Raw genomic sequence first — 19113 nt, 5'->3', positions numbered from 1 at the left:
CTGTAAAACCAAACAACGTAACAAGTCGCGATCAGTCTCAACGACTTTCGCAAGGACAAGCGCCGCATGGCCGACAATTTTGTAGAAGACATTCCACGCCCGGGGCGAGAGCGTTTTCGGAAAAACCTCGACAGCGTGACAATAACAAAAGCCGCAGAGATTCGCGGCGCTGCTGAAGCAATTCACGAGATTGCCCAGACCTATGGATTTCGCATTGCAGTTAGTGCAGACATTTCATCCAAAGCTCATCTGGTAGATGCCGATGGCGAGCTGCTCAACAAGGATGTGTTCGGATGGGTTGCAGAAGGCGAGCGCTGGTGGGAAGATACCAGGTTGGCTCTCAGCTCTCCCTTGCCCCGGGCATGTCGCTATGAAAGCGAACCGATGTGGTGCAATGCCGAAGGTTTCCACGGCCACTGGCCCAATGAATATCTCGACGAGATTGATCTGGGTGATTTTTATGAAAACCAGTCGGGTGCCAAATGCGGCATATTGATTCCGGCACATCTTCCCTTTGGTCAAATCGGTGCAGTCAGTTTCATTCCGGTGGACAAAACCGTTACGGATCTGAGCGAAGAATATCGGCTCTACTCCGATTTTCTCGCCATTGTCACACGCCGGTTTGTGACCGGCTATGTTCTGGCGATGCGCGAAAAACACCGGATGCCAACCAACTGCGTTTTGTCGAAGCGCGAAGCAGAATGCCTGCACTGGGCCGCAATCGGGAAGACCGACAAGGAGATCAGCATGATCCTGTCGCTCAGCCACGCGACCATCCGTTATCATGTGAACCGCGCAGGTCAAAAATTGAACAGCGTCAATCGCGGGCAGACAATTTTCAAGGCTGGGCAGCTCGGGTATCTCGGCGCAACGGACTGAAGTCGTTCATTTGCGCAGTAGTGCAAATACCCCTGTCATCGTCATCAGCAACCGCTCTCCTGCGACAATCCTGCCGTGACAATAAGCTGTCTTTGAACCTTTGCGATCAATATAGGCATGGGCGACCACCCACTCCCCGAGTTTCGCTCCGATCAAAAAATTAGTGTTGAGATTGACGGTGGCGATCGGCAGCCGTGGTTTCTCGCTGACAAACAACTGATAGCTCAGGGCGACATCGGCCAGCGTCGTCAACACCCCTCCATGCGCGACTTCAATGCCATTTATATGCCCGTTGCCAATGCGGATGCCCACCGCAATATGGTCAGCTTCTTTCCGCGTAAAATAGGGGCCGGCAACATCCAGAAAACCGGTCGAGAATTTCGCAGGGACGAAACCCTCGGGAAGGTCAGTCAAGATCCTATTCCGCAGCTTGCAACTTCGGACTTTTCGGCGCTTCGTCACTATCGAGCCAAAGATTCAGCGTTTCGTGAAAATGCCGGATCTTGCTTTCCTGATAGCTGGCAAACATCGTTTCACCATGGGGATGACTGTGCACCCCTTTTTGCACGGCCCGATGATTGAGATAGTCCTGATTGAAGATTTTGAGCAGATAGCTCCCAAAATTCGGTGCTTCGGTATAATCGTCATGTAGATCCAGAAATGTGCACTCAGCGGGTTCCGGTCGTTCGGCACCTTCAGGCAGGGGAAGCAAGTACATCACTTCATGCAGAGATTGTTCCGGGTTGTCGCCATCGGGCCGAAACCGATAGAATATGGCATTGTGGTCAGCCCATGGGCTGATGTTGGGGAAAACGCTGTAGAAAATTGAGTCGCACAGGTCGGCATCGCTGAAGCCTTCAACTTCATCCCCCCACGTTTCGCGCATGTCTTCACGCCGCGCGTTGGCAATCGCATCGCGGTATTCGCGCGGAGTGCCTGGCGGAAACGGGGCGTCCATTTCTTCTTCTTCGGGCGCAATCTTGCCGCCCACCCAGTTGCACATATGTGTATCGGCATTTTTGACATCGCCTTCAATATAGTTGGCTTCCATATCGAACACGCCTTTTTTCCCATTTGGGAATTCTACTTCGACGCGATTTTCCTCCAGGCGCCGATAAACATGATTGTTGATCGGATGGTGAAAGCTCTTGAACAGTTTGCCATCCGGGAATGCTGTCGGATCCGGGTTTGTCAGAGAAGTATGCGGGCTCGGCGGGCCGGATGCTGACATGGCGCGCGACATGTTGTGCCACACGTCATATTTGCTGTTCGCATCTGAGAATGTAGGCATCAAAACGGGATGAGTGCCCACAACATGATAGCTTTCCATAAAGGCTTCCTGCGCGACCTTCCAGTTACAGGGAAGACGCTTCACCAGATGCGCAGCCTTGTAGCGGCGCTCAAAAGGAATACGGAAATGCCGATCGATATCGCCCAGGAAATCTTCCAGCGGTTCGCAATCCGGGTCCGGATTAATGAAGATAAGTCCGCCCCATTGACCGATTTTCACCTCGGTCAAACTATGCGTTTCTTCGCTGACAGTCGGAAAATCCCATTGGCAAGGTACTTCCTTCAGTTTTCCATCCAGTTCCCAAGACCAGCCATGAAACGGGCAGCGTATCGCTTTCAGTCCCTTTTTATGCGCATCGCACAGAGATCGACCGCGATGCAGGCAGGCATTTGGATAAGCCTTGTACTCTCCCTCAGCAGCATGAACGATGAGGAAGGACAGTCCTGCAATATCATAGACATGCGTGTCGCCAACATTGGGGATATCATCCTTGTGACAAGCCATTTGCCAAACACGCTTCCACAGTTTCTCTACTTCCCGGTCATGCTCTTCCTTAGACCAGTAGCGCGACACCTCGACGGTAGTGAGACCCGGCTCCATTGGAGAATCTTCAAGATAGACCGCTGGAGGCGGAACGGTGTCGCCTTCCAGAATTTCGTTATATGAAATACCGTTTGACCGATTATGGCCTGTCAGCGTCTCAACCATTAGTCTCTCCTGAAAACTTTTTCCTGTAGCCACGCAAAATAGAGCAAGACTTGACGATATCCACTAGTGAATCTGGCAGCAGAAATCCGGTTTGCGTCCTACTGTTTTTGAGAGGACCGCGAGGCGATGCTACCTGTGTATCCTGCCGGATATAGAAGCAGGCGCGATTCTGCTCGTCAACCAGTTCATAAGGAGAAGATCCCCTTGAAGCTTTATTCCAGTCTTGGCCCCAATCCCCGTCTTGTACGGATGTTTCTGGTAGAGAAAAATATCGACGTAGAGCGGATTCATCTCGACATTATCACCGGCGAAAACCGCAGCGCAGACTACGCCCAAAAGAATGTCATGCAGACAACACCAACGCTGGAACTGGATGATGGCATGCTACTGACCGAATCAACGGTAATTTGCGAATATCTGGAAGAAACCCATCCTGATCCTGTGATGATCGGATCGACACCGCAAGAGCGCGCCGAAACACGGCGTTGGGCCCGGCGCATCGATCAGGAAATCGCAATTCCCATGACAATGGGGTTCCGCGGTGGAGCGGGGCGACCCATGTTCGAACCGCGCATGAATGTTGTTAGCCAGGAAGCGGCGGCCGAACTTTCGGCAATGTCAGACAAACACTGGTTGTGGCTGGACGAGCAGCTCGGCAGCAAGGATCATATTTGCCACGGCAAGCTGACGCTCGCTGATCTGGTAACCTTCTGTTTCATTAAATTCGGCGGCACTGTAGGCTGGTCACTGCCCGCTGGGGCGAACAATCTAACCCGGTTTGCTGCAAAAATGGAAGAGCGCCCATCGGCTGAAATATGGCGCGGCGAAGAATGAACGCCTCTCCCGCCAAGAGTCCTGCTTCCCTGGCCAGTCTCGGGACGATCATGCAGATCAGCTATGTCCCGGAAGACTACGACTCAGCTCTTGAATACTGGACAGTAACAATGGGTGCCGGTCCTTTTTTCCACACCGAAACGGTACAAGTCGAAAACGTGAAATTCCGCGGTGAACCAAGCGACATTCAATTTTCCATGGCCATTGGTTATTGGGGAGATGTTCAAATCGAATTGATCCGTCCGGACAACGACGCGCCCTCCATGTTCAAGGAATGGCGTGCAAAGGGACTTCAAGGAGTGCAGCATCTTTGCATCATTGTGAATGATCTGGATCAAGCACGCCAGATTACCGAAACCAAAGGCGGTACCGTCATCCAGGAAGTCAGCCTTCCAGGCGGCGTAGGCGGTGCATTTTACGCCGATTATGGCGGCGGCCCCGGTACCATCATCGAATATCTGCAAATCCCGCAAGCGGGCCTCGATGGCTTTGCAGCCATGCGTCAGGCGCACCTTGATTGGGATGGCGTCAGCAACCCGGTAATAGGAAAAGCGTAATGAGCGAAACACCTCCCGAACGAAAAGCAGATCAAAAACCGATCCGTTGCGTCATGGTTGCGGCCGGAAAATATCACGACATAGATTTTGCGCGGCTCGAGTTGTTAAAATTGCTGGCCGAAGATGATCGTATCCGAGTCCGCATTTTCGAGGATTATGAAAACCTCGATGCGATCAAAAATGCTGACATGCTGATCAGTTATACATGTGATCTGCTGCCCAGCGAAGCAGCCCAGAAGAACATTCAGGACTGGGTCAGTGGCGGCGGCCAGTATTTTGCCCTGCATGGCACCAACAGCGTGCTTAAATTTCTCGAAAATGGCCTGGTCGATGCACCGGATGACATGCCGACTTTTGTCGACACACTCGGCAGCCGGTTCCTCTCGCATCCCCCCATCATTCCCTTCACGGTAGACAATGCACAGCCAGACCATCCCTTGGTCAAAGGCATTGAAAGCTTTGAAACCGTCGACGAACAATATCTTGTGGAAACGCGTGCCGAACTCGACGTTCTGCTCGATACTGAGTATAATGGCACCGATGATATTAGCGGTTTCGTCCACAGCGACATCAAGAAAAGCCGTCATCCGGTATTCTACATCCGCAAGATGGGCGAAGGTGCTGTGCTCTATCTGACCATGGGTCATTGCCGCGGACATTATGACATGGAGCCGGTGCTGGACTGGTGGCCGGAAGTAGATCGTTCCGGTTGGCAGCAGCCAATTATCTACGACCTGCTGCGCCGCGGTATCAAATGGGTGTGTCAGCCCGCAATTTCGAAATTCTGAACCCGAAACGACATTTAAAAGGAGAGCATTATGGACTTGGGACTTAAGGGCAAGAAAGTCATTCTTACAGGCGGTAGCCGCGGATTGGGGCGTGCAGCTCTGGAACATTTCGCAAAAGAAGGTGCTGACGTGGCATTTTTCTCGCGTAATGCGGAACAAGTTGCCGCTGCAAAGGGCGAACTCGAAGCGCATGGCGGCAAAGTCTTTGCCGAAGCTTTCGACATGACCGATGCCGACGGCTATCCCAAATGGCTCGAAAAAGCAGCTGGCGAACTGGGTGGCTGTGACATATTCATCCACAATGTCAGTTCTTCAGGCGCCGGCGCTACAGGTGACTGGGAAGTGACTTTCAACACGGACATTATCGGTGCCGTCAAAGCGCTTGAAGTCCTTGAACCGCATCTGGAAAAATCTGATGATGGTTCGGTGATTTTCATGTCGTCGACGGCAGCGTTCGAAACTTTCGTCGCACCACAGGCCTTCAATGCCATGAAAGCCGCATTGATAACCTATGGCAGCCAGCTTAGCCAGGCACTCGGTCCCAAGGGTATCCGCGTCAACATGGTCTCGCCGGGTCCAATTAAATTCCCGGGCGGAAACTGGTCGCAAATCGAAAAAGGCATGCCGGAATTCTATGAAATGACCAAAGCCGGATTCGCACTGGGTGATTTTGGCGGAGCCGATGACGTGGCTCGTAGCGTGGTCTTCCTCGCCAGCCCTGCATCAAGTTACACGACCGGCGCGCACCTGGTCATCGACGGTGGCTTCACCAAGCGCGTTCAATTCTGAGTTTTGAAAATACCGGGCAGTCTAGTTGACTGCCCGGTCCTTTCCTTCCCAATAGGGTTCCCGCAGGTCTTTTCGCAAAATTTTGCCTGATGGATTGCGCGGCAGAGCGGCAATAAAATCGACGGATTTCGGACATTTATATCCTGCAATATGTTCCCGGGTATGTGCAATGACATCAGCCTCGGACAGTTCCTGACCTTCCTTGACAACGACGCACGCCTTGACCGCTTCACCCCACTTGTCATCCGGAATGCCGATTACAGCGACATCCGCGACTTTGGCGTTGGCATAAATCGCGTTTTCGACTTCCGCTGGATAGATGTTCTCGCCCCCTGAAATGATCATGTCCTTCAGCCGGTCGTGAATATACAGATACCCCTCTTCATCCATATAGCCCGCATCTCCGGTACGCAGCCAGCCGTCTTCATCAATCGTTTCTGCGGTGGCATCGGGCCGATTCCAGTAACCTTTCATATTTTTGGCTGATCGAGTTGCAATTTCACCTACCGTGCGAGGGGAAAGTGTTTTTCCATCCGTGTCGATAATCTTGAGCTCGACGCCCGGAAGCGCCGTTCCTACTGAACGCATTTTTTCATTGCCTTCAGGGTCATGATCTTCCGGATTAAGGGTCGTAATCGTTCCGCTGGTTTCGGTCATTCCGTACATCTGGACAAAACCGCAACCAAGCACGTCCATAGCCTGTTTCATTAGTTCCAGAGGAATAGGCGAAGCGCCGTAGGTGATGTATTTGAGCTGGCTGAAATCGACTTCGCTGGCCCGCGGATGATTGAGCATGATCTGGATCGCAGCCGGGACCATGAAAATCTTTGAAATCGTGTATTTCTCGATGAGCTCGAGGGCCTGGGTGGGATCATATTCGGACAGAATCATCGCGCTGCCACCGTTGAACATTGTCCCCAGACCAGTGCCCGTTCCGCTGATATGGAAACAGGGCATGGCGAGCAGCGTGATTTCACCGGGCACCGGTTTTTGCCAATCCATCAGATCATCCTCGGAAATGCCCGAAGCTCGGGATGAAAAAATCGAGCCATTGGTCATAACAGCGCCCTTGGGATGACCGGTTGTACCCGATGTATAAAGCTGCAGTGCTTCATCCTCTTCCGTACAGGGCGTGTGCGGATCAACGGAATCAAAACCATCTCGCCACGCGGGATAGCTGGCAAAATCTGCCTCTGCATTCTCTGATCCGAGGATAAGGTCCACATGTTTCAATTCGGAATGGATTTTGCGCACGAGATCGTCAAAACCCGGACCGACGAACAATATTCGGGCCTGACAGTCATTCAGAATATACGCAACTTCGGGGGGAGCAAGCCGCCAGTTAACCGGCGTCATCACGGCGCCCAGCTTGGCAGCACCGACCAGAATCTCGAAATACAGATGCGAATTCTTGCCCATATAAGCAATCCGGTCACCCTTGCCGACACCTTTTGATGCCAATGCCTGAGCCGCCCGATTGCTACCCGCATCCAGCTCGGCATAAGTCATTTGCGCATCTTCAAACGTAAAAACGACGCTATCCGGCTGTTGCTGAGCATGAAAACGGACCACATCACCAATGGAAACAACGTCGTCTTCGGTCATATTCTATCCTCTCTCTGCGATGCCAGGATCGCTTTTTCAAGACAGGAACATAGTGTTAGTGAGCCGTGAAAGTGCCTGTCAGATTCACTAGCCCGGGGCTCCTCAAATTCGCAGGTGCAAAGCCTACCGCACATAGTATGCATTGCCGGATGCGCAGTTTGGCTATTCACCAGATTACATTCCTGCCCGGAGGTCCTGCCGGATTGATTGAGTTCGCCTCGCAGGCTGAACTGCAATCGGTATGCCTGTTCACTGCCACCCCGATCCACCCCGATGGAACACCGATGTTTCCGGTCGTCTCACCAGCAGAAAAAATCGAAATGCGTTCCCGATTGTCTAACCGGGGCATAACCGTGACAAATGCCGAATATTTTCTCATCGCTCCGGATATCGAAGTGCGCGATTATCGCGTGCCACTGGAGTTGGCAGCAGAGCTTGGTGCTAAGCGCGCGGTTACTCATATTCATGAACCGCAATCGAGGCGTGCCGAGGATCAGTTGGGGCAGTTGTGTGAAACCGCCGCCGATCTCGGATTGGATATTGGCTTGGAGTTTACCGGCTTTGCGAAAGGTTGCGACAGTTTGAAACGAGCGGTGGCTCTGCATGGCAAAATGGCACAGGACAATTTGTTCATTGCGGTTGATGCGCTGCATTTGTTCCGAACCGGCGGTACAATTGAAGCACTGGCTGCCATTGAACCGAAAACGATCGGCTATGCACAGATATGTGATGGGCTGGATTTGAGAGTTACGGAGGACTATCTGGAAGAAGCCATGAGCCGCATGGTTCCAGGGGAAGGCATTTTTCCATTGCCCGAGTTTTTGGGTGTATTGGGAGAGCATGTCGATGTGGATATCGAAGTCCCCTGCACGGCCATGCCGCCAGATTGCACATCGGAAAAATGGGCGATGCTGGCGGTAGCTGCCAGCAAGAATCTACTGAGATAAAGGAAAAGCAGTCAATGATGCATGAAGAGCTGGTTGATCGGACGAACATTGTTGATCACATTTTAAACTATGCAACGGGAATCGACCAGCGTCGATGGGATCTGTATCGATCAATTTTTGCAGATGAAGTCTCGCTGGATTTTTCCAGCTGGTCGGGGCAACCCGAGGCCTCAATGCCTGCCGATGACTGGGTAGCTGGCGTCCGGGCGACATTGGAGCCTTTTGACGCAACCCAGCATGTATTGACCAATTTTACCGTCAAACTCGATGGGGATCGTGCAGCCTGTACCTGCTATATGAGCGCTCATCATCATCTTGTGACCGGCGAGCTTCGTGAAATGCATTCAATCGGTGGCTACTATGTCCACGAACTTCGACGTAGCGGCAATGGCTGGCTGATCCATCGCACACAACTCAATGTTACATGGGAAATGGGAGATCGAAGCCTGTTCGAGCAAGCGGCGCAACGCGCAGTTTAAACTGCAATCTCGTAGCTCGCAGTGGTTTTGGCAGCAACATCCTCTGCTGTTACTCCCGGTGCCAGCTCCACCAAACGAAAGGGGCTGTTATGATCCGCGCGGTGAAACACGCACAAATCGGTGATAATCATATCGACCACATTGGTTCCGGTCAGCGGCAAAGTACATGTCGGAATAAACTTCGGACTGCCATCCTTGGCACAATGATCCATGACCACAATGATTTTTTTAACACCGGCGACAAGATCCATCGCACCGCCCATGCCCTTTATCATCTTGCCCGGAATCATCCAGTTGGCAATGTCGCCATTTTCCGCCACTTCCATCGCGCCCAATACGGTCAGGTCAATATGACCGCCACGAATCATGGCGAAGCTATCGGCGCTACCGAAATAACTTGAGGAAGAAAGTTCGCTGATCGTCTGCTTGCCGGCATTGATCAGGTCAGCGTCGATTTCGTCTTCGTAGGGAAAGGGGCCAATGCCCAGCATTCCATTTTCGGACTGCAACGTTACTTCCACACCTTGGGGAATATGGTTGGCAACCAGGGTCGGAATACCAATGCCCAGATTTACATAATAGCCATCTTGTAGTTCTTGCGCCGCTCGGGCCGCCATTTGATTTCTATCCCAAGTCATGCAGGTTATCCTTCATCTTCGTCGCCAGCCGCAGCTTGGTCAGACATCGTTTTGTCCGGCGAAGCTACCAGGGGCGTGGGCGCGACAAACCAGCCTGCCCCAAACATATATTCCAGCGTGATTGCACCATCCGGATTGCGCAGATAATCGTATAGCTCGTCAAAGTCGGAGCGAGAGTCCCCTGCAGATGCCACGATACAATAGGCGCGCGCGGCATCCCAACGGCGGGCTTGCTTGCGATCGTCGTTCCCGCGATCCAGAAACAGGAAATCATCTGCTTCAGGGGCAGACAGGCCAGCTTCAGACAGAATTTGTGCAATCCGGTCCGATGCTGTGGCAGGCTGATCGGACAACCAGATCACGCTGACTTTGGCGGCTCGCAACGCGCTCACAGCTTCCGGTAGTCCCTGCTGCCAGTAGAGCGTATCAGCGGTCAGCCATTGTTTTTCAGATTTATCGTCGAGATCGATCAGAACAGCAAGCGGCTTGCCCGCACAAGATACCGTTTGCGGCTTTTCGATTGCGACACGAGGCACAAGTACGGATGATTTCAGGCCCTCACCAGCTTCGAGCTTTGCCGCCTGAGACAGCGCGTAATTTGCAAACTCAGTATATGCGGCGAAAGGCCTGGCGCCGATGGGCTTTTGATATCGTGACAGATAGCTTTCGATCGCTCCGGCTGTTTGCGCATCTCGCTCCATATCGAACCCACCGCCCTGGCCGGAAAATTCTCCCGCTTTTATGGCATTGTGACGTCCAGCTGGCTGCACAACATCTGTCGCACCAGCTGCAACCAATTCCCGCTTGGCCTTTACACGATCGATCTGGGTTTTACCCATCACTCCCGCCGCCGCGATCGGCAACAACGCCGCAACGCAACCGGAAAGCAACGGCAACACCATTGCCGATAGCAACAAGAGGCGGAGCTTTGGCATCAGTCCGGTTTCTCGTAATCTTGAATAGTATCAAGGTCTGTGGTGTTGCGCTTCCGTTCGACATCGACACCGGCCCAGATCATCTCGAGCGCATCGGCTTCGGAAATCCCATGCGCTTGCGCGTAGGCACGAGAACCGTGGCGTATACAATCAACCATGAGCATTCCGAACATTTCCGGGCGCTCCAGTTTTTCAGGTTGAATGAGACATGTCGCGCCGGCACCATCTTCCACCCAAAGGCGTGCCACTTCATGCGACTGGTCAAGGAAATCAAAATCATCCACGGCGATAGCATTTTCGTAACGACCGCCCTTTTTCTTGTTGCCAAACACTACACCCTCTTCCCCTCTCGGATCATACGAAACTCAATTTTCTTGTCATATGGAGCCCCGCAAATCAGACGCTTCACATAAATGCTCGGGAGATGGATTGCATCAGGATCGAGGTCTCCCACTTCGACAATCTCTTCAACCTCAGCCACACATATCTTACCGGCAGTGGCCATGGGTGCATTGAAGTTTCGGGCTGTCTTGCGGAACATCAAATTGCCCGCCTTGTCCGCTTTCCAGCCCTTGATCAGGCAAAGATCAGCAAATATTCCGCGCTCCAGAATAAAGTCTTCAGGTCCATTTGGGCCATCAAATCTCTTTATTTCTTTGCCATCAGCCACTTGCGTACCCACGCCGGTTTTTGTGTAAAAACCCGGTATACCGGCACCGCCTGCACGACACCGCTCCGCCAGAGTTCCTTGCGGACAAAATTCCACTTCCAGCTCGCCAGACAAATACTGCCGTTCAAATTCCTTATTTTCACCCACATAGGAAGAGATCATCTTTTTGACCTGTTTTGAACGCAACAATTTGCCCAGGCCTTCATTGTCAATTCCGGCGTTATTGGAAGCGATTGTCAGATCTTTGACACCTGCATCCTGAAGCGCGTCAATCAACCGTTCCGGGATTCCGCACAGGCCAAATCCGCCGACGCACAAATGCATGCCATCAAACAGGAGTCCGTCCAGTGCCGAAGTCGCGTTTGCGTATATTTTCCTCATAGATTGGCCTTCTGCAACAATGGAGCCTCCCTAGCGCAAGATGGAACAAAGCGTCCAGAATAGAATATATTTCCGCGTGTGGATCGTTTATGGGCGCTGACGTGACCCGAATACTGGCCTGTTTTTCCCTGTTCTTTTTCCTGGTACCCGTAACCTGGGTGCACGGGCCACCGCCGGTGAAAAACACCAGTCAGTTCATCAATCTGCAACCGATCGCATTTGATTCGTCAGACCCCGAACGCAAACGCACCGGTCGACTGGAATTTCTCGCGGGCTGGAAAATGACCAGCGACAATTCCGATTTCGGCGGCATCTCTTCCATGTTGTTGTTGCCAGAAAACCGGTTTTTCATGCTCAGCGATGCCGGTGTCCTGATCGGCTTCACCCTAGATGAAGATAAAGATCGTGCAAAACGCCCCTTCATTGCTCCACTACCGGATGGACCGCCAAAGGAAAGCGAATTTGGCCGTCAGAACTGGGATGCAGAAGCGATGTTATATGATCCGGAATCGCGAAAATTCTGGGTTGGCTATGAACGGCAACACGGGATCTGGCGCTATAGTGCCTCCTTCGCGAGAAAGGAAGTAATGCATCAGCCCTCAGCCATGCAGGATTGGCCTCTTAACGGAGGTGCGGAGGCCATGTTGCGTCTGGCGGACGGCCGATATCTGGTCTTTTCAGAAACGGCCGACTATTCAAAAGGCGGGACACAAGCCCTGATATTTGACAGCGATCCAGCAGAACCTGGCGCAAAGTCGACATTGTTCGGATACAAGGCGCCAAAAGGCTATCGTGTAACCGATACAGCGCTATTGCCCGATGGTTCTGCCCTAATACTCCATCGTCGATTCACGCCGCTGCAGGGAGTGTCCGCCATTTTGTCCATTGCTGACACCACTGAAATTGCGGCTGGCAAAGTCTGGACGTCACGCCAGATCGCCAAGCTGAAACCGCCACTCAAAGTCGACAATATGGAGGCACTGGCAGTGACGGTCGAAGACAACGGAAACAGTGAGGACACGATTATCTGGATTGCGTCGGATGACAATTTTCAGGCAATTCAGGAAACAATCCTACTGAAGTTCCGGCTCCTCAAGGGGCGCAAGAAACCTGAGCAAAAAAAGAAAACCGTCAAAAACGAAAAAGCCGAGGCAAACCCCGGCTTTTCGTCATTCTAGATATATCGCGTTCCTAGCAGGAACCGATCATCTGTATCAGGCCGCTGCAGCCTGCTTCTTGGCAATGTCTTTTTTGATCCGGCGTACACGAAGGCTCAGCTTGTCATCTGATGTCTTCATCAACCAGTTGTCGAGACCGCCAACATGCTCAACCGAACGCAGACCATGGGTCGAAACGCGCAATTTAATGCCCTTGCCCAATGTATCGGACAGCAGAGTCACATTTTGCAGATTTGGCAAAAAGGTTTTTTTGGTACGGTTTTTGGCGTGAGACACATTATTGCCTACCAGCCGAGTCTTACCTGTCAGTTCGCAAATTCGCGACATCGCTTCAGTCCAATTTTTTGTTAGTGAGTGATTCCCACGCGGGAAAGACAGCGCAATTAACTGCAAAAGCCCTGTTCGTCAAGCACGCGGGCATGATTATCTTGCGAATCTATCTACTGGTCAGGACCTCGTCCGGACGCTAGTCACCCCGCATGGCGAACGAAAAATTCACGTCCTACATGGCGCAAGCGCTGGAATTGGCGCGAGAGGCCGAAAAAACCGGTGAAGTTCCGGTCGGCGCCGTGATTGTCCACGACCAGAAGATCGTAGGTCGCGGTCACAACCTGACACGCACCCAAAATGACCCCAGCGCCCATGCCGAAATGGTAGCGATTCGTGACGCCGCTCGGCATCTTGGCACGGATCGACTAGAAAACTGCGATCTTTGGGTGACCCTGGAGCCTTGCACCATGTGCGCCGGCGCCATTGCTCATGCACGAATCCACAGGCTCTATTATGCCGCGAGCGATCCCAAAGGCGGTGCCGTCGACAGTGGCGTGCGTTTTTTCAACGCTCCCACATGTCACCACAGGCCCGAAATATATGCCGGTATCGACGAAATGGAGTCGGCGGCTTTGCTGCACAGCTTTTTTGCAAATCGCCGGGAAAAGTCCGGCAACTAAGCTTGTCAGTGCACAAATCGCGCCACAACATCCCGGTAACTCCGGCTGACTTTTACCTGCGCACCTGACCCGAGCACCAGAAAACATTCGCCATTGGTATGCGGTTTGACTTCGCGCACCTGGCTGAGATTTACGATGGTGGAACGATGAACCCTCTGGAAATTCCTTGGATCAAGCCGCTTTTCCAAGTCTTTCATGGTCTCGCGCAGGATCAGACTATTGTCTGCGGTATAGATACACATGTAATCACCGGCTGCATCGATGCGTTCGATTGTATCAACATCGACCCGGAATATCTGACCGCGGTCCTTCACGTTGATCAGCTTTTCATAGCGACTGGCGGCTGCCGGTTCTTCGGCACTTTCAATGTCGGCCATCGCGTTGGGTGCAACTTCATTGAGTACGGACTTTAATTTTTCGATTTCTTCGGTTCCGCGTTTTTCGGACATCCGCTTGCGAACCCGGTCCATGGCATCGGCCAGCCGGTCGGGCTCAACCGGTTTCACCAGATAGTCTATTGCTTCCGCTTCAAACGCCCGAACGGCGTGATCAGCATAGGCAGTTACAAAAATGAACAGCGGCGGTTCGATTTCCATCACGCCTTGCACAACCGAAAATCCGTCAAAACCCGGCATCTGAATATCCAGAAAGACCAGATCCGGCTTGAGCGTTTTGATTTTGCGAATCGCTTCCCGGCCATTGCTGCAAGTGTCGATAATCTCGACATCCTCGAATTTCTCCAATCGGATCTCGAGGCCTTGTATGGCAAGTTTTTCATCGTCGACTAATATTGCCTTGATGGTCATGAATTCACTTCCTTGTGCTGTACCGTCGCCAATGCCGGTGTTGCCACCGACCCCGCTTCATGGTCGACTTCGCTGGTATGCTCCCCAAAAATCGCTTCTGTCCTGATTTGCTTTTCCGAACTGGCTTCCTCTGCCGCCTTCCTTTCGATCTGTTCCCTCGTTTCGAAAGGAATGGCGATTATTACTGAAAACCCGCTTCCCGGAGATGATTGCACTTCAAATTCATGGTCTTTTCCATAAGCCTGGTTTAATCGCTCCTGAATATTGCCAAGGCCGACACCAGTTGAGTCGCCAGACTTCGGAATCGGGCCATTTTTTCCCGGGCCGGTATCTGACACAATGATATGCAATTTTCCGGATTCCAGCGTGGCTGTGACCGAGATATCGGCCCCCTGCTCCATCGGGGTGACTGCATATTTGATCGCGTTTTCAACCAGAGGCTGCAGCAAAAGCGAAGGCAACAGCGCATCTCGTACGGCCGGATCTATATCAAAATGCGGGCGCAACCGCTCTTCAAACCGCATTTTTTCTATATCCAGATACAAATGTAGCGTTTCCACCTCCTGCGCCAACGTCACCCGGCTATGCACCTCGTTGACCAGCGTATGCCGCAAAAAAGAAGACAGCCGCGACAACATGGCATTGGCCGGTTCAGTCTGGCGAAGAAGGACCAGCGTGGAAATGCTGTTCAGTGTGTTGAAGAGGAAATGCGGGTTGAGCTGATAGCGCAGCATGGCCAGCTGTGCTCGGGTCGCCTGGGTTTCCAGGCGCAGCAACTGGTCGTTTTGTTCTTCTACCCGAAGGAAAAAGTTGATGGCATAATACAGAGCCGACCAGGCTGCCAACATGGTGAAATCAAGAAAGAAAGCGCCCAGAAAAAGCGTACCAAAGCCGCTTTCCGTACCCGGATTCTGGATCAGAAAAACCCAGGCATCAATAAATGCAAACAACGCGGCTGCGCCGATCAGCACAGCAATGGTCGAGCCCCAGGTCACAATTGGTTTGCGGTGAATCAGGCTTTTGTAAATCACCGACAGCAGCAAGGTGATGGAATAACCGGTAATCGTTGAAATAATGACCGGGACCAGGAAACTCAGCGGCTGGCCATTTGCAACCCCGGACAAGCCGCGTAAAATCAGCGCGCCAGCCCAACCCGCAGACTGGAGGTTCCAGAACGCGCGGTTCTTGTTGCCAAAAAAAGGTTGGGGACGGATTTCGATTACGGCCATTATGCTACCTATAGCGCCGCATTGCCGATTGGGGAAGAATCGCTTGTGGTTTGTGGCAAATATCTACCCGATCAAAGGGGGTAGCAGTTCAGGCAGCCGTTGGTTCGTTGATTTCCTTGAGGTGACGAACGTTCAAATCCTGACGGTCACTGGACGCATTGGACGCATGATCGCGCATTTCATCTTCATCAATCCAGCACAGATCTTCCAGACCCAGAACGCGATCATCATGCGCGCGGATCGATATCGCATTAATCGGTTGACGATCCTTGGCATCCGCGAGAACCGGATTGGATGGCACACCGGTCTCCCATTTTTCGCCCCATTGCCGAATTGAAACGATAGTCGGCAACAGATCGGCACCTTTGTCGGTCAGGCGATATTCCACTTTGCGCTTGTCATGGTCACAAGGCCGACGGGACATGATTCCTGCCTCGACCAGTCTCGTCAGCCGGTTGGCGAGGATATTTCGTGCAATGCCAATCTCGCTGAGAAAGTCCTCAAAATGCTTCACGCCGTTAAAGGAAGCACGCAAAATCATGAAGCACCAGCGTTCCCCGATGACTTCCAGTGAAATGGGCAGACTGCAGCCTGTACCCAAGTCTGCCAAATTCTCATGTAATTTATCCATGTACCTCACCTAGCCGAGTTTCGCCGAAACCCAAAAAATTAATTTAAGTTTTTAGTTGCAACTTAAAACCTATTGAACTAAGTACTGATTCGCAACCTAAATTGCAAATCAAATTTTACTCCCCACGGCCGACCTGATTTTCCGGCCAAGAACGACAAAAGACGAAAGGAAATACCATGCTTCTCTCCCAAAGCCCTTCCCGCTCCCTCGTAACACTTGCGACAGCTGTCATCACAACTGGACTGCTGTTTACCGCAAGCACGGCCCAGGCACGGTCAAGTGCCGTAGTCTATACAGCTGAACTGGCTGCGCCGGTCGAAGCGGCAAGACATATCATTCGCGGGACCGTAATCCACTGTGCGGACACCCAGTGCAAAGGCGCCAAAAGCAACTCTTCGCCGCGGACAATCTGCGCAAAATTGTCTCGCGAAGTCGGAACTCTGGAATCGTTCAGCTACAAAGGCGAAGCGATGGATGCTGAAGCACTGGCCAAGTGCAACGACTAAATCACCGGCTTGCCTAAGAGTTAACCCCTTACTGACCCGCCATCCAATCCCGTAGTGACCCCCTTCCTCAGGTTCGGTCACGGCAGGTCAGACCTTCCCCCGACATTATTTGGGGGCGCTGATGCCACAATTCTTCCCCGCTCCTTGGGTTAGAGAGTTGGCATCAGCGCTTTTTTTTGTTGCTCATCCTGTCAAACCACCGCAACTTGGTTTCGTGCTTAGACAATATGAACTGGTGGAGCGCGTCCGCGCCTATGATCCCGAGGCAGATGAAGATCTGATCAATCGCGCCTATGTTTTTTCCGTGCAGAAACACGGATCGCAAAAGCGCGCGAGCGGCGATCCTTATTTCAGCCACCCGATCGAAGTCGCCGGTTTGATGACAGATCTCAAACTTGATCAGCAGACCATTGTCACTGCATTGCTACACGATACCGTGGAAGACACGCTGACCACTGTCGATGAGATCAGCAAATTGTTCGGCAAGGATATCGCCCGGTTGGTCGACGGAGTAACAAAATTATCCAAGATCGAGGCGCAGACCGATGACGAACGGGCCGCTGAAAACCTCCGTAAATTTCTGCTCGCAATGTCGGATGATATCAGAGTGTTGCTCGTCAAACTGGCAGACCGCCTGCACAACATGCGCACATTGCACTTCATCAAGAGTGAAGAAAAACGCAAACGGATCGCTCATGAAACCATGGATATCTATGCCCCGCTGGCAGAACGTATCGGCATGTACGAATATATGCGGGAAATGCAGCTTCTTGCGTTTCGGCACATGGAGCCGGAAGCCTATGAGACCATTACCCAGCGCCTGCAGACGATCAAGGAAGGCGATGAAGGCCAGGTCGGGAAAATCGCCAAGTCCATTCAAAAGGCTCTGTCCAGCGGCGGCCTCGCCGCCGACGTAAGCGGGCGCGAAAAACATCCCTATTCGATCTGGAAGAAAATGGCAGAGCGTCATGTCAGTTTTGAACAACTGACCGATATCATGGCGTTTCGCGTGATTACCGACAACAGCGCCGAATGTTATCGCGCGCTGGGAATCTTGCATGAAAAATGGAAAATGGTTCCAGGTCGCTTCAAGGACTATATTTCCACGCCCAAACGCAACGGCTACCGATCCATCCACACAACAATCATGCATGGCGACAATATGCGGGTGGAGATACAGATACGTTCAGAGCGCATGCATCGTGACAATGAATATGGGCTGGCGGCACATTGGGCTTACAAACAGGGCAGCGGTCCGGATGGACAAGCAGGCTGGATACGCGATCTGATCGAAATTCTGGACCATGCAGAAGATGCCGAGGAACTGCTCGAACACACCAAGCTGGCCATGTACCAGGACCGTATTTTTGCCTTCACTCCCAAGGGAACCTTGCTCCAGATGCCCAAGGGCTCGACAACCGTTGACTTTGCTTATGCTGTTCACACAGATTTGGGCAACCAGGCGGTTGGAGCGAAGGTCAATGGCCGGCACGTTCCGCTGAGAACGCAATTGGCCAACGGCGATGTCGTTGAAGTTCTGAAGTCCGGCGGTCAGGAACCGCAACCAGGCTGGCTGTCTTTCGTCATCACCGGCAAAGCTCGGGCGGCAATACGCCGGTTTGTCCGGTACAAGGAACGGGATGAACTCATCGAGATCGGTACCAAATTATACGATGAGATTATCGAACGTCTGCCCGGAAAAATCGGCAAACGCGCGATGAAAGCCGCTTTGAAGCGCCTTGACCTGAGCACCGATGATGAGTTGATGCTGGCTATTGGAACCCGGGACATAAGCGACCGCAAAGTGATGGAAGCGCTGATGCCGGGTAGTGCCAACGAAAATGATGTTGATCGGGATTGGCCGGAACAGGACCGCGCCATCTCGATCAAGGGCCTGACACCGGGCGTCGCCTTCAATCTGGCGGAATGCTGTCATCCGGTTCCGGGAGATCGCATTGTCGGCCTGCGGCGCAGCGGAGAGAATGTGGAAGTCCACGCCATTGACTGTCTGCAACTCGCCGACGGAGTGGATGCGGACTGGGTGGATCTCAGTTGGGGTCAGGGATCAGACGGCGCGGCTGCCCGGCTTGCGGTCGTACTGCACGACAAACCCGGGACTTTGGCAGAAATGGCCGGTATTTTCGGATTCCACAATGCCAATATCCTGCGCTTGAGAATGACAAATCGGGACACGCCCTTCCATACGTTCGAAGTTGATCTGGAAGTGCACAATGTCCATCACTTGATGCGGATTCTGTCTGCCCTGCGCGCATCCGACGCCGTCGCGCAGGCCGAACGCTTGTAGCCTGGTT

General features: G+C 52.5%; 22 protein-coding genes. 11 read left to right on the top strand and 11 right to left on the bottom strand.

Annotated features, from left to right (window positions below; genetic code table 11):
- Positions 1-66: 66 nt before the first annotated feature.
- On the top strand, positions 67-879 hold the full coding sequence (locus tag ABJI30_RS07540) for a LuxR C-terminal-related transcriptional regulator (protein WP_348016571.1): 813 nt from the start codon (positions 67-69) through the stop codon (positions 877-879).
- Between the two features lie 6 nt (positions 880-885).
- Here the strand turns inward: ABJI30_RS07540 and ABJI30_RS07535 are convergent, their stop codons facing one another.
- A complete protein-coding gene (locus ABJI30_RS07535) occupies positions 886-1293 on the bottom strand; it encodes a PaaI family thioesterase (RefSeq protein ID WP_348016570.1) in 408 nt (135 codons plus the stop codon).
- A gap of 4 nt (positions 1294-1297) precedes the next feature.
- Positions 1298-2878 (bottom strand): aromatic ring-hydroxylating dioxygenase subunit alpha, encoded by a 1581-nt coding sequence (locus tag ABJI30_RS07530; RefSeq protein ID WP_348016569.1) that lies wholly within the window; start codon positions 2876-2878, stop codon positions 1298-1300.
- Positions 2879-3082: 204 nt separating this feature from the next.
- Here ABJI30_RS07530 and ABJI30_RS07525 point away from each other — a divergent pair, with 204 nt between their 5' ends.
- The 4 genes from ABJI30_RS07525 to ABJI30_RS07510 are packed head-to-tail and all read left to right on the top strand — an operon-like array spanning position 3083 to position 5846.
- Positions 3083-3712: a glutathione S-transferase family protein gene (locus ABJI30_RS07525; RefSeq protein ID WP_348016568.1), complete on the top strand. Its 630-nt coding sequence runs from the start codon at positions 3083-3085 to the stop codon at positions 3710-3712.
- Positions 3709-4269, top strand: coding sequence for a VOC family protein (locus tag ABJI30_RS07520; protein ID WP_348016567.1), 561 nt, complete (start codon positions 3709-3711; stop codon positions 4267-4269). The genes ABJI30_RS07525 and ABJI30_RS07520 overlap by 4 nt, the downstream gene beginning before the upstream one ends.
- On the top strand, positions 4269-5057 hold the full coding sequence (locus ABJI30_RS07515) for a ThuA domain-containing protein (protein WP_348016566.1): 789 nt from the start codon (positions 4269-4271) through the stop codon (positions 5055-5057). The genes ABJI30_RS07520 and ABJI30_RS07515 overlap by 1 nt, the downstream gene beginning before the upstream one ends.
- A gap of 30 nt (positions 5058-5087) precedes the next feature.
- Positions 5088-5846 (top strand): SDR family oxidoreductase, encoded by a 759-nt coding sequence (locus tag ABJI30_RS07510; protein WP_348016565.1) that lies wholly within the window; start codon positions 5088-5090, stop codon positions 5844-5846.
- Between the two features lie 21 nt (positions 5847-5867).
- On the opposite strand, the gene ABJI30_RS07505 is transcribed toward ABJI30_RS07510, so the two are convergent.
- Complete coding sequence (locus ABJI30_RS07505; protein ID WP_348016564.1) at positions 5868-7451, bottom strand: fatty acid--CoA ligase; 1584 nt, start codon at positions 7449-7451, stop codon at positions 5868-5870.
- 149 nt (positions 7452-7600) lie between these two features.
- Between ABJI30_RS07505 and ABJI30_RS07500 the strand changes: the two genes are divergently transcribed.
- Both ABJI30_RS07500 and ABJI30_RS07495 read left to right on the top strand, forming a co-directional pair.
- The gene (locus ABJI30_RS07500; protein WP_348016563.1) at positions 7601-8398 is read left to right on the top strand and encodes a TIM barrel protein; all 798 of its coding nucleotides are present in this window, start codon (positions 7601-7603) and stop codon (positions 8396-8398) included.
- 14 nt (positions 8399-8412) lie between these two features.
- Complete coding sequence (locus ABJI30_RS07495; RefSeq protein ID WP_348016562.1) at positions 8413-8877, top strand: nuclear transport factor 2 family protein; 465 nt, start codon at positions 8413-8415, stop codon at positions 8875-8877.
- Here ABJI30_RS07495 and ABJI30_RS07490 read toward each other — a convergent pair.
- Genes ABJI30_RS07490 through ABJI30_RS07475 form a run of 4 tightly spaced genes read right to left on the bottom strand, consistent with a single transcriptional unit; the run spans position 8874 to position 11501 of the window.
- A complete protein-coding gene (locus tag ABJI30_RS07490; RefSeq protein ID WP_348016561.1) occupies positions 8874-9515 on the bottom strand; it encodes a CoA transferase subunit B in 642 nt (213 codons plus the stop codon). The genes ABJI30_RS07495 and ABJI30_RS07490 overlap by 4 nt on opposite strands.
- 5 nt (positions 9516-9520) lie before the next feature.
- The gene (locus tag ABJI30_RS07485) at positions 9521-10450 is read right to left on the bottom strand and encodes a hypothetical protein (protein WP_348016560.1); all 930 of its coding nucleotides are present in this window, start codon (positions 10448-10450) and stop codon (positions 9521-9523) included.
- Positions 10450-10782, bottom strand: coding sequence for a DUF5076 domain-containing protein (locus tag ABJI30_RS07480; protein WP_348016559.1), 333 nt, complete (start codon positions 10780-10782; stop codon positions 10450-10452). The genes ABJI30_RS07485 and ABJI30_RS07480 overlap by 1 nt, the downstream gene beginning before the upstream one ends.
- Positions 10782-11501 (bottom strand): CoA transferase subunit A, encoded by a 720-nt coding sequence (locus ABJI30_RS07475; protein ID WP_348016558.1) that lies wholly within the window; start codon positions 11499-11501, stop codon positions 10782-10784. The genes ABJI30_RS07480 and ABJI30_RS07475 overlap by 1 nt, the downstream gene beginning before the upstream one ends.
- A 101-nt stretch (positions 11502-11602) precedes the next feature.
- Here ABJI30_RS07475 and ABJI30_RS07470 point away from each other — a divergent pair, with 101 nt between their 5' ends.
- On the top strand, positions 11603-12679 hold the full coding sequence (locus tag ABJI30_RS07470) for an esterase-like activity of phytase family protein (protein WP_348025421.1): 1077 nt from the start codon (positions 11603-11605) through the stop codon (positions 12677-12679).
- A gap of 36 nt (positions 12680-12715) precedes the next feature.
- On the opposite strand, the gene rpmB is transcribed toward ABJI30_RS07470, so the two are convergent.
- Complete coding sequence (gene rpmB, locus ABJI30_RS07465) at positions 12716-13006, bottom strand: 50S ribosomal protein L28 (RefSeq protein ID WP_348016556.1); 291 nt, start codon at positions 13004-13006, stop codon at positions 12716-12718.
- Between the two features lie 152 nt (positions 13007-13158).
- On the opposite strand from rpmB, the gene tadA reads away from it, so the two are divergent.
- Complete coding sequence (gene tadA / locus ABJI30_RS07460) at positions 13159-13629, top strand: tRNA adenosine(34) deaminase TadA (RefSeq protein WP_348016555.1); 471 nt, start codon at positions 13159-13161, stop codon at positions 13627-13629.
- A 5-nt stretch (positions 13630-13634) separates the two neighbouring features.
- On the opposite strand, the gene ABJI30_RS07455 is transcribed toward tadA, so the two are convergent.
- The 3 genes from ABJI30_RS07455 to ABJI30_RS07445 form a co-directional block, all read right to left on the bottom strand.
- On the bottom strand, positions 13635-14435 hold the full coding sequence (locus tag ABJI30_RS07455; RefSeq protein ID WP_348016554.1) for a LytTR family DNA-binding domain-containing protein: 801 nt from the start codon (positions 14433-14435) through the stop codon (positions 13635-13637).
- Complete coding sequence (locus ABJI30_RS07450; protein WP_348016553.1) at positions 14432-15664, bottom strand: histidine kinase; 1233 nt, start codon at positions 15662-15664, stop codon at positions 14432-14434. Before ABJI30_RS07450 ends, ABJI30_RS07455 begins: the two co-directional genes overlap by 4 nt.
- Before the next feature lie 88 nt (positions 15665-15752).
- On the bottom strand, positions 15753-16295 hold the full coding sequence (locus tag ABJI30_RS07445; protein ID WP_348016552.1) for a helix-turn-helix domain-containing protein: 543 nt from the start codon (positions 16293-16295) through the stop codon (positions 15753-15755).
- 176 nt (positions 16296-16471) lie between these two features.
- Here ABJI30_RS07445 and ABJI30_RS07440 point away from each other — a divergent pair, with 176 nt between their 5' ends.
- Together ABJI30_RS07440 and ABJI30_RS07435 are read left to right on the top strand one after the other, a co-directional pair.
- The gene (locus ABJI30_RS07440; protein WP_348016551.1) at positions 16472-16801 is read left to right on the top strand and encodes a hypothetical protein; all 330 of its coding nucleotides are present in this window, start codon (positions 16472-16474) and stop codon (positions 16799-16801) included.
- Between the two features lie 214 nt (positions 16802-17015).
- Positions 17016-19106 carry a bifunctional (p)ppGpp synthetase/guanosine-3',5'-bis(diphosphate) 3'-pyrophosphohydrolase gene (locus ABJI30_RS07435; protein ID WP_348016550.1) on the top strand — a complete coding sequence of 697 codons (2091 nt, stop codon included), beginning with the start codon at positions 17016-17018 and terminating at the stop codon, positions 19104-19106.
- Positions 19107-19113: the final 7 nt, after the last annotated feature.

Source organism: Parasphingorhabdus sp. (assembly GCF_039968395.1).
GTDB lineage: Bacteria > Pseudomonadota > Alphaproteobacteria > Sphingomonadales > Sphingomonadaceae > Parasphingorhabdus.
The sequence above is the reverse complement of the archived record's forward strand: the minus strand, read 5'-3'. Positions and strand labels throughout refer to the sequence as shown.

What these genes read in the sequence shown, in the direction of transcription:
- ABJI30_RS07540 (WP_348016571.1), top strand. Translation starts at nt 67, where the DNA reads ATGGCCGACAATTTTGTAGAAGACATTCCACGCCCGGGGCGAGAGCGT.
- ABJI30_RS07530 (WP_348016569.1), bottom strand. Translation starts at nt 2,878, where the DNA reads ATGGTTGAGACGCTGACAGGCCATAATCGGTCAAACGGTATTTCATAT.
- ABJI30_RS07520 (WP_348016567.1), top strand. Translation starts at nt 3,709, where the DNA reads ATGAACGCCTCTCCCGCCAAGAGTCCTGCTTCCCTGGCCAGTCTCGGG.
- ABJI30_RS07515 (WP_348016566.1), top strand. Translation starts at nt 4,269, where the DNA reads ATGAGCGAAACACCTCCCGAACGAAAAGCAGATCAAAAACCGATCCGT.
- ABJI30_RS07510 (WP_348016565.1), top strand. Translation starts at nt 5,088, where the DNA reads ATGGACTTGGGACTTAAGGGCAAGAAAGTCATTCTTACAGGCGGTAGC.
- ABJI30_RS07505 (WP_348016564.1), bottom strand. Translation starts at nt 7,451, where the DNA reads ATGACCGAAGACGACGTTGTTTCCATTGGTGATGTGGTCCGTTTTCAT.
- ABJI30_RS07500 (WP_348016563.1), top strand. Translation starts at nt 7,601, where the DNA reads ATGCGCAGTTTGGCTATTCACCAGATTACATTCCTGCCCGGAGGTCCT.
- ABJI30_RS07495 (WP_348016562.1), top strand. Translation starts at nt 8,413, where the DNA reads ATGATGCATGAAGAGCTGGTTGATCGGACGAACATTGTTGATCACATT.
- ABJI30_RS07490 (WP_348016561.1), bottom strand. Translation starts at nt 9,515, where the DNA reads ATGACTTGGGATAGAAATCAAATGGCGGCCCGAGCGGCGCAAGAACTA.
- ABJI30_RS07485 (WP_348016560.1), bottom strand. Translation starts at nt 10,450, where the DNA reads ATGCCAAAGCTCCGCCTCTTGTTGCTATCGGCAATGGTGTTGCCGTTG.
- ABJI30_RS07475 (WP_348016558.1), bottom strand. Translation starts at nt 11,501, where the DNA reads ATGAGGAAAATATACGCAAACGCGACTTCGGCACTGGACGGACTCCTG.
- rpmB (WP_348016556.1), bottom strand. Translation starts at nt 13,006, where the DNA reads ATGTCGCGAATTTGCGAACTGACAGGTAAGACTCGGCTGGTAGGCAAT.
- tadA (WP_348016555.1), top strand. Translation starts at nt 13,159, where the DNA reads ATGGCGAACGAAAAATTCACGTCCTACATGGCGCAAGCGCTGGAATTG.
- ABJI30_RS07455 (WP_348016554.1), bottom strand. Translation starts at nt 14,435, where the DNA reads ATGACCATCAAGGCAATATTAGTCGACGATGAAAAACTTGCCATACAA.
- ABJI30_RS07450 (WP_348016553.1), bottom strand. Translation starts at nt 15,664, where the DNA reads ATGGCCGTAATCGAAATCCGTCCCCAACCTTTTTTTGGCAACAAGAAC.
- ABJI30_RS07445 (WP_348016552.1), bottom strand. Translation starts at nt 16,295, where the DNA reads ATGGATAAATTACATGAGAATTTGGCAGACTTGGGTACAGGCTGCAGT.
- ABJI30_RS07440 (WP_348016551.1), top strand. Translation starts at nt 16,472, where the DNA reads ATGCTTCTCTCCCAAAGCCCTTCCCGCTCCCTCGTAACACTTGCGACA.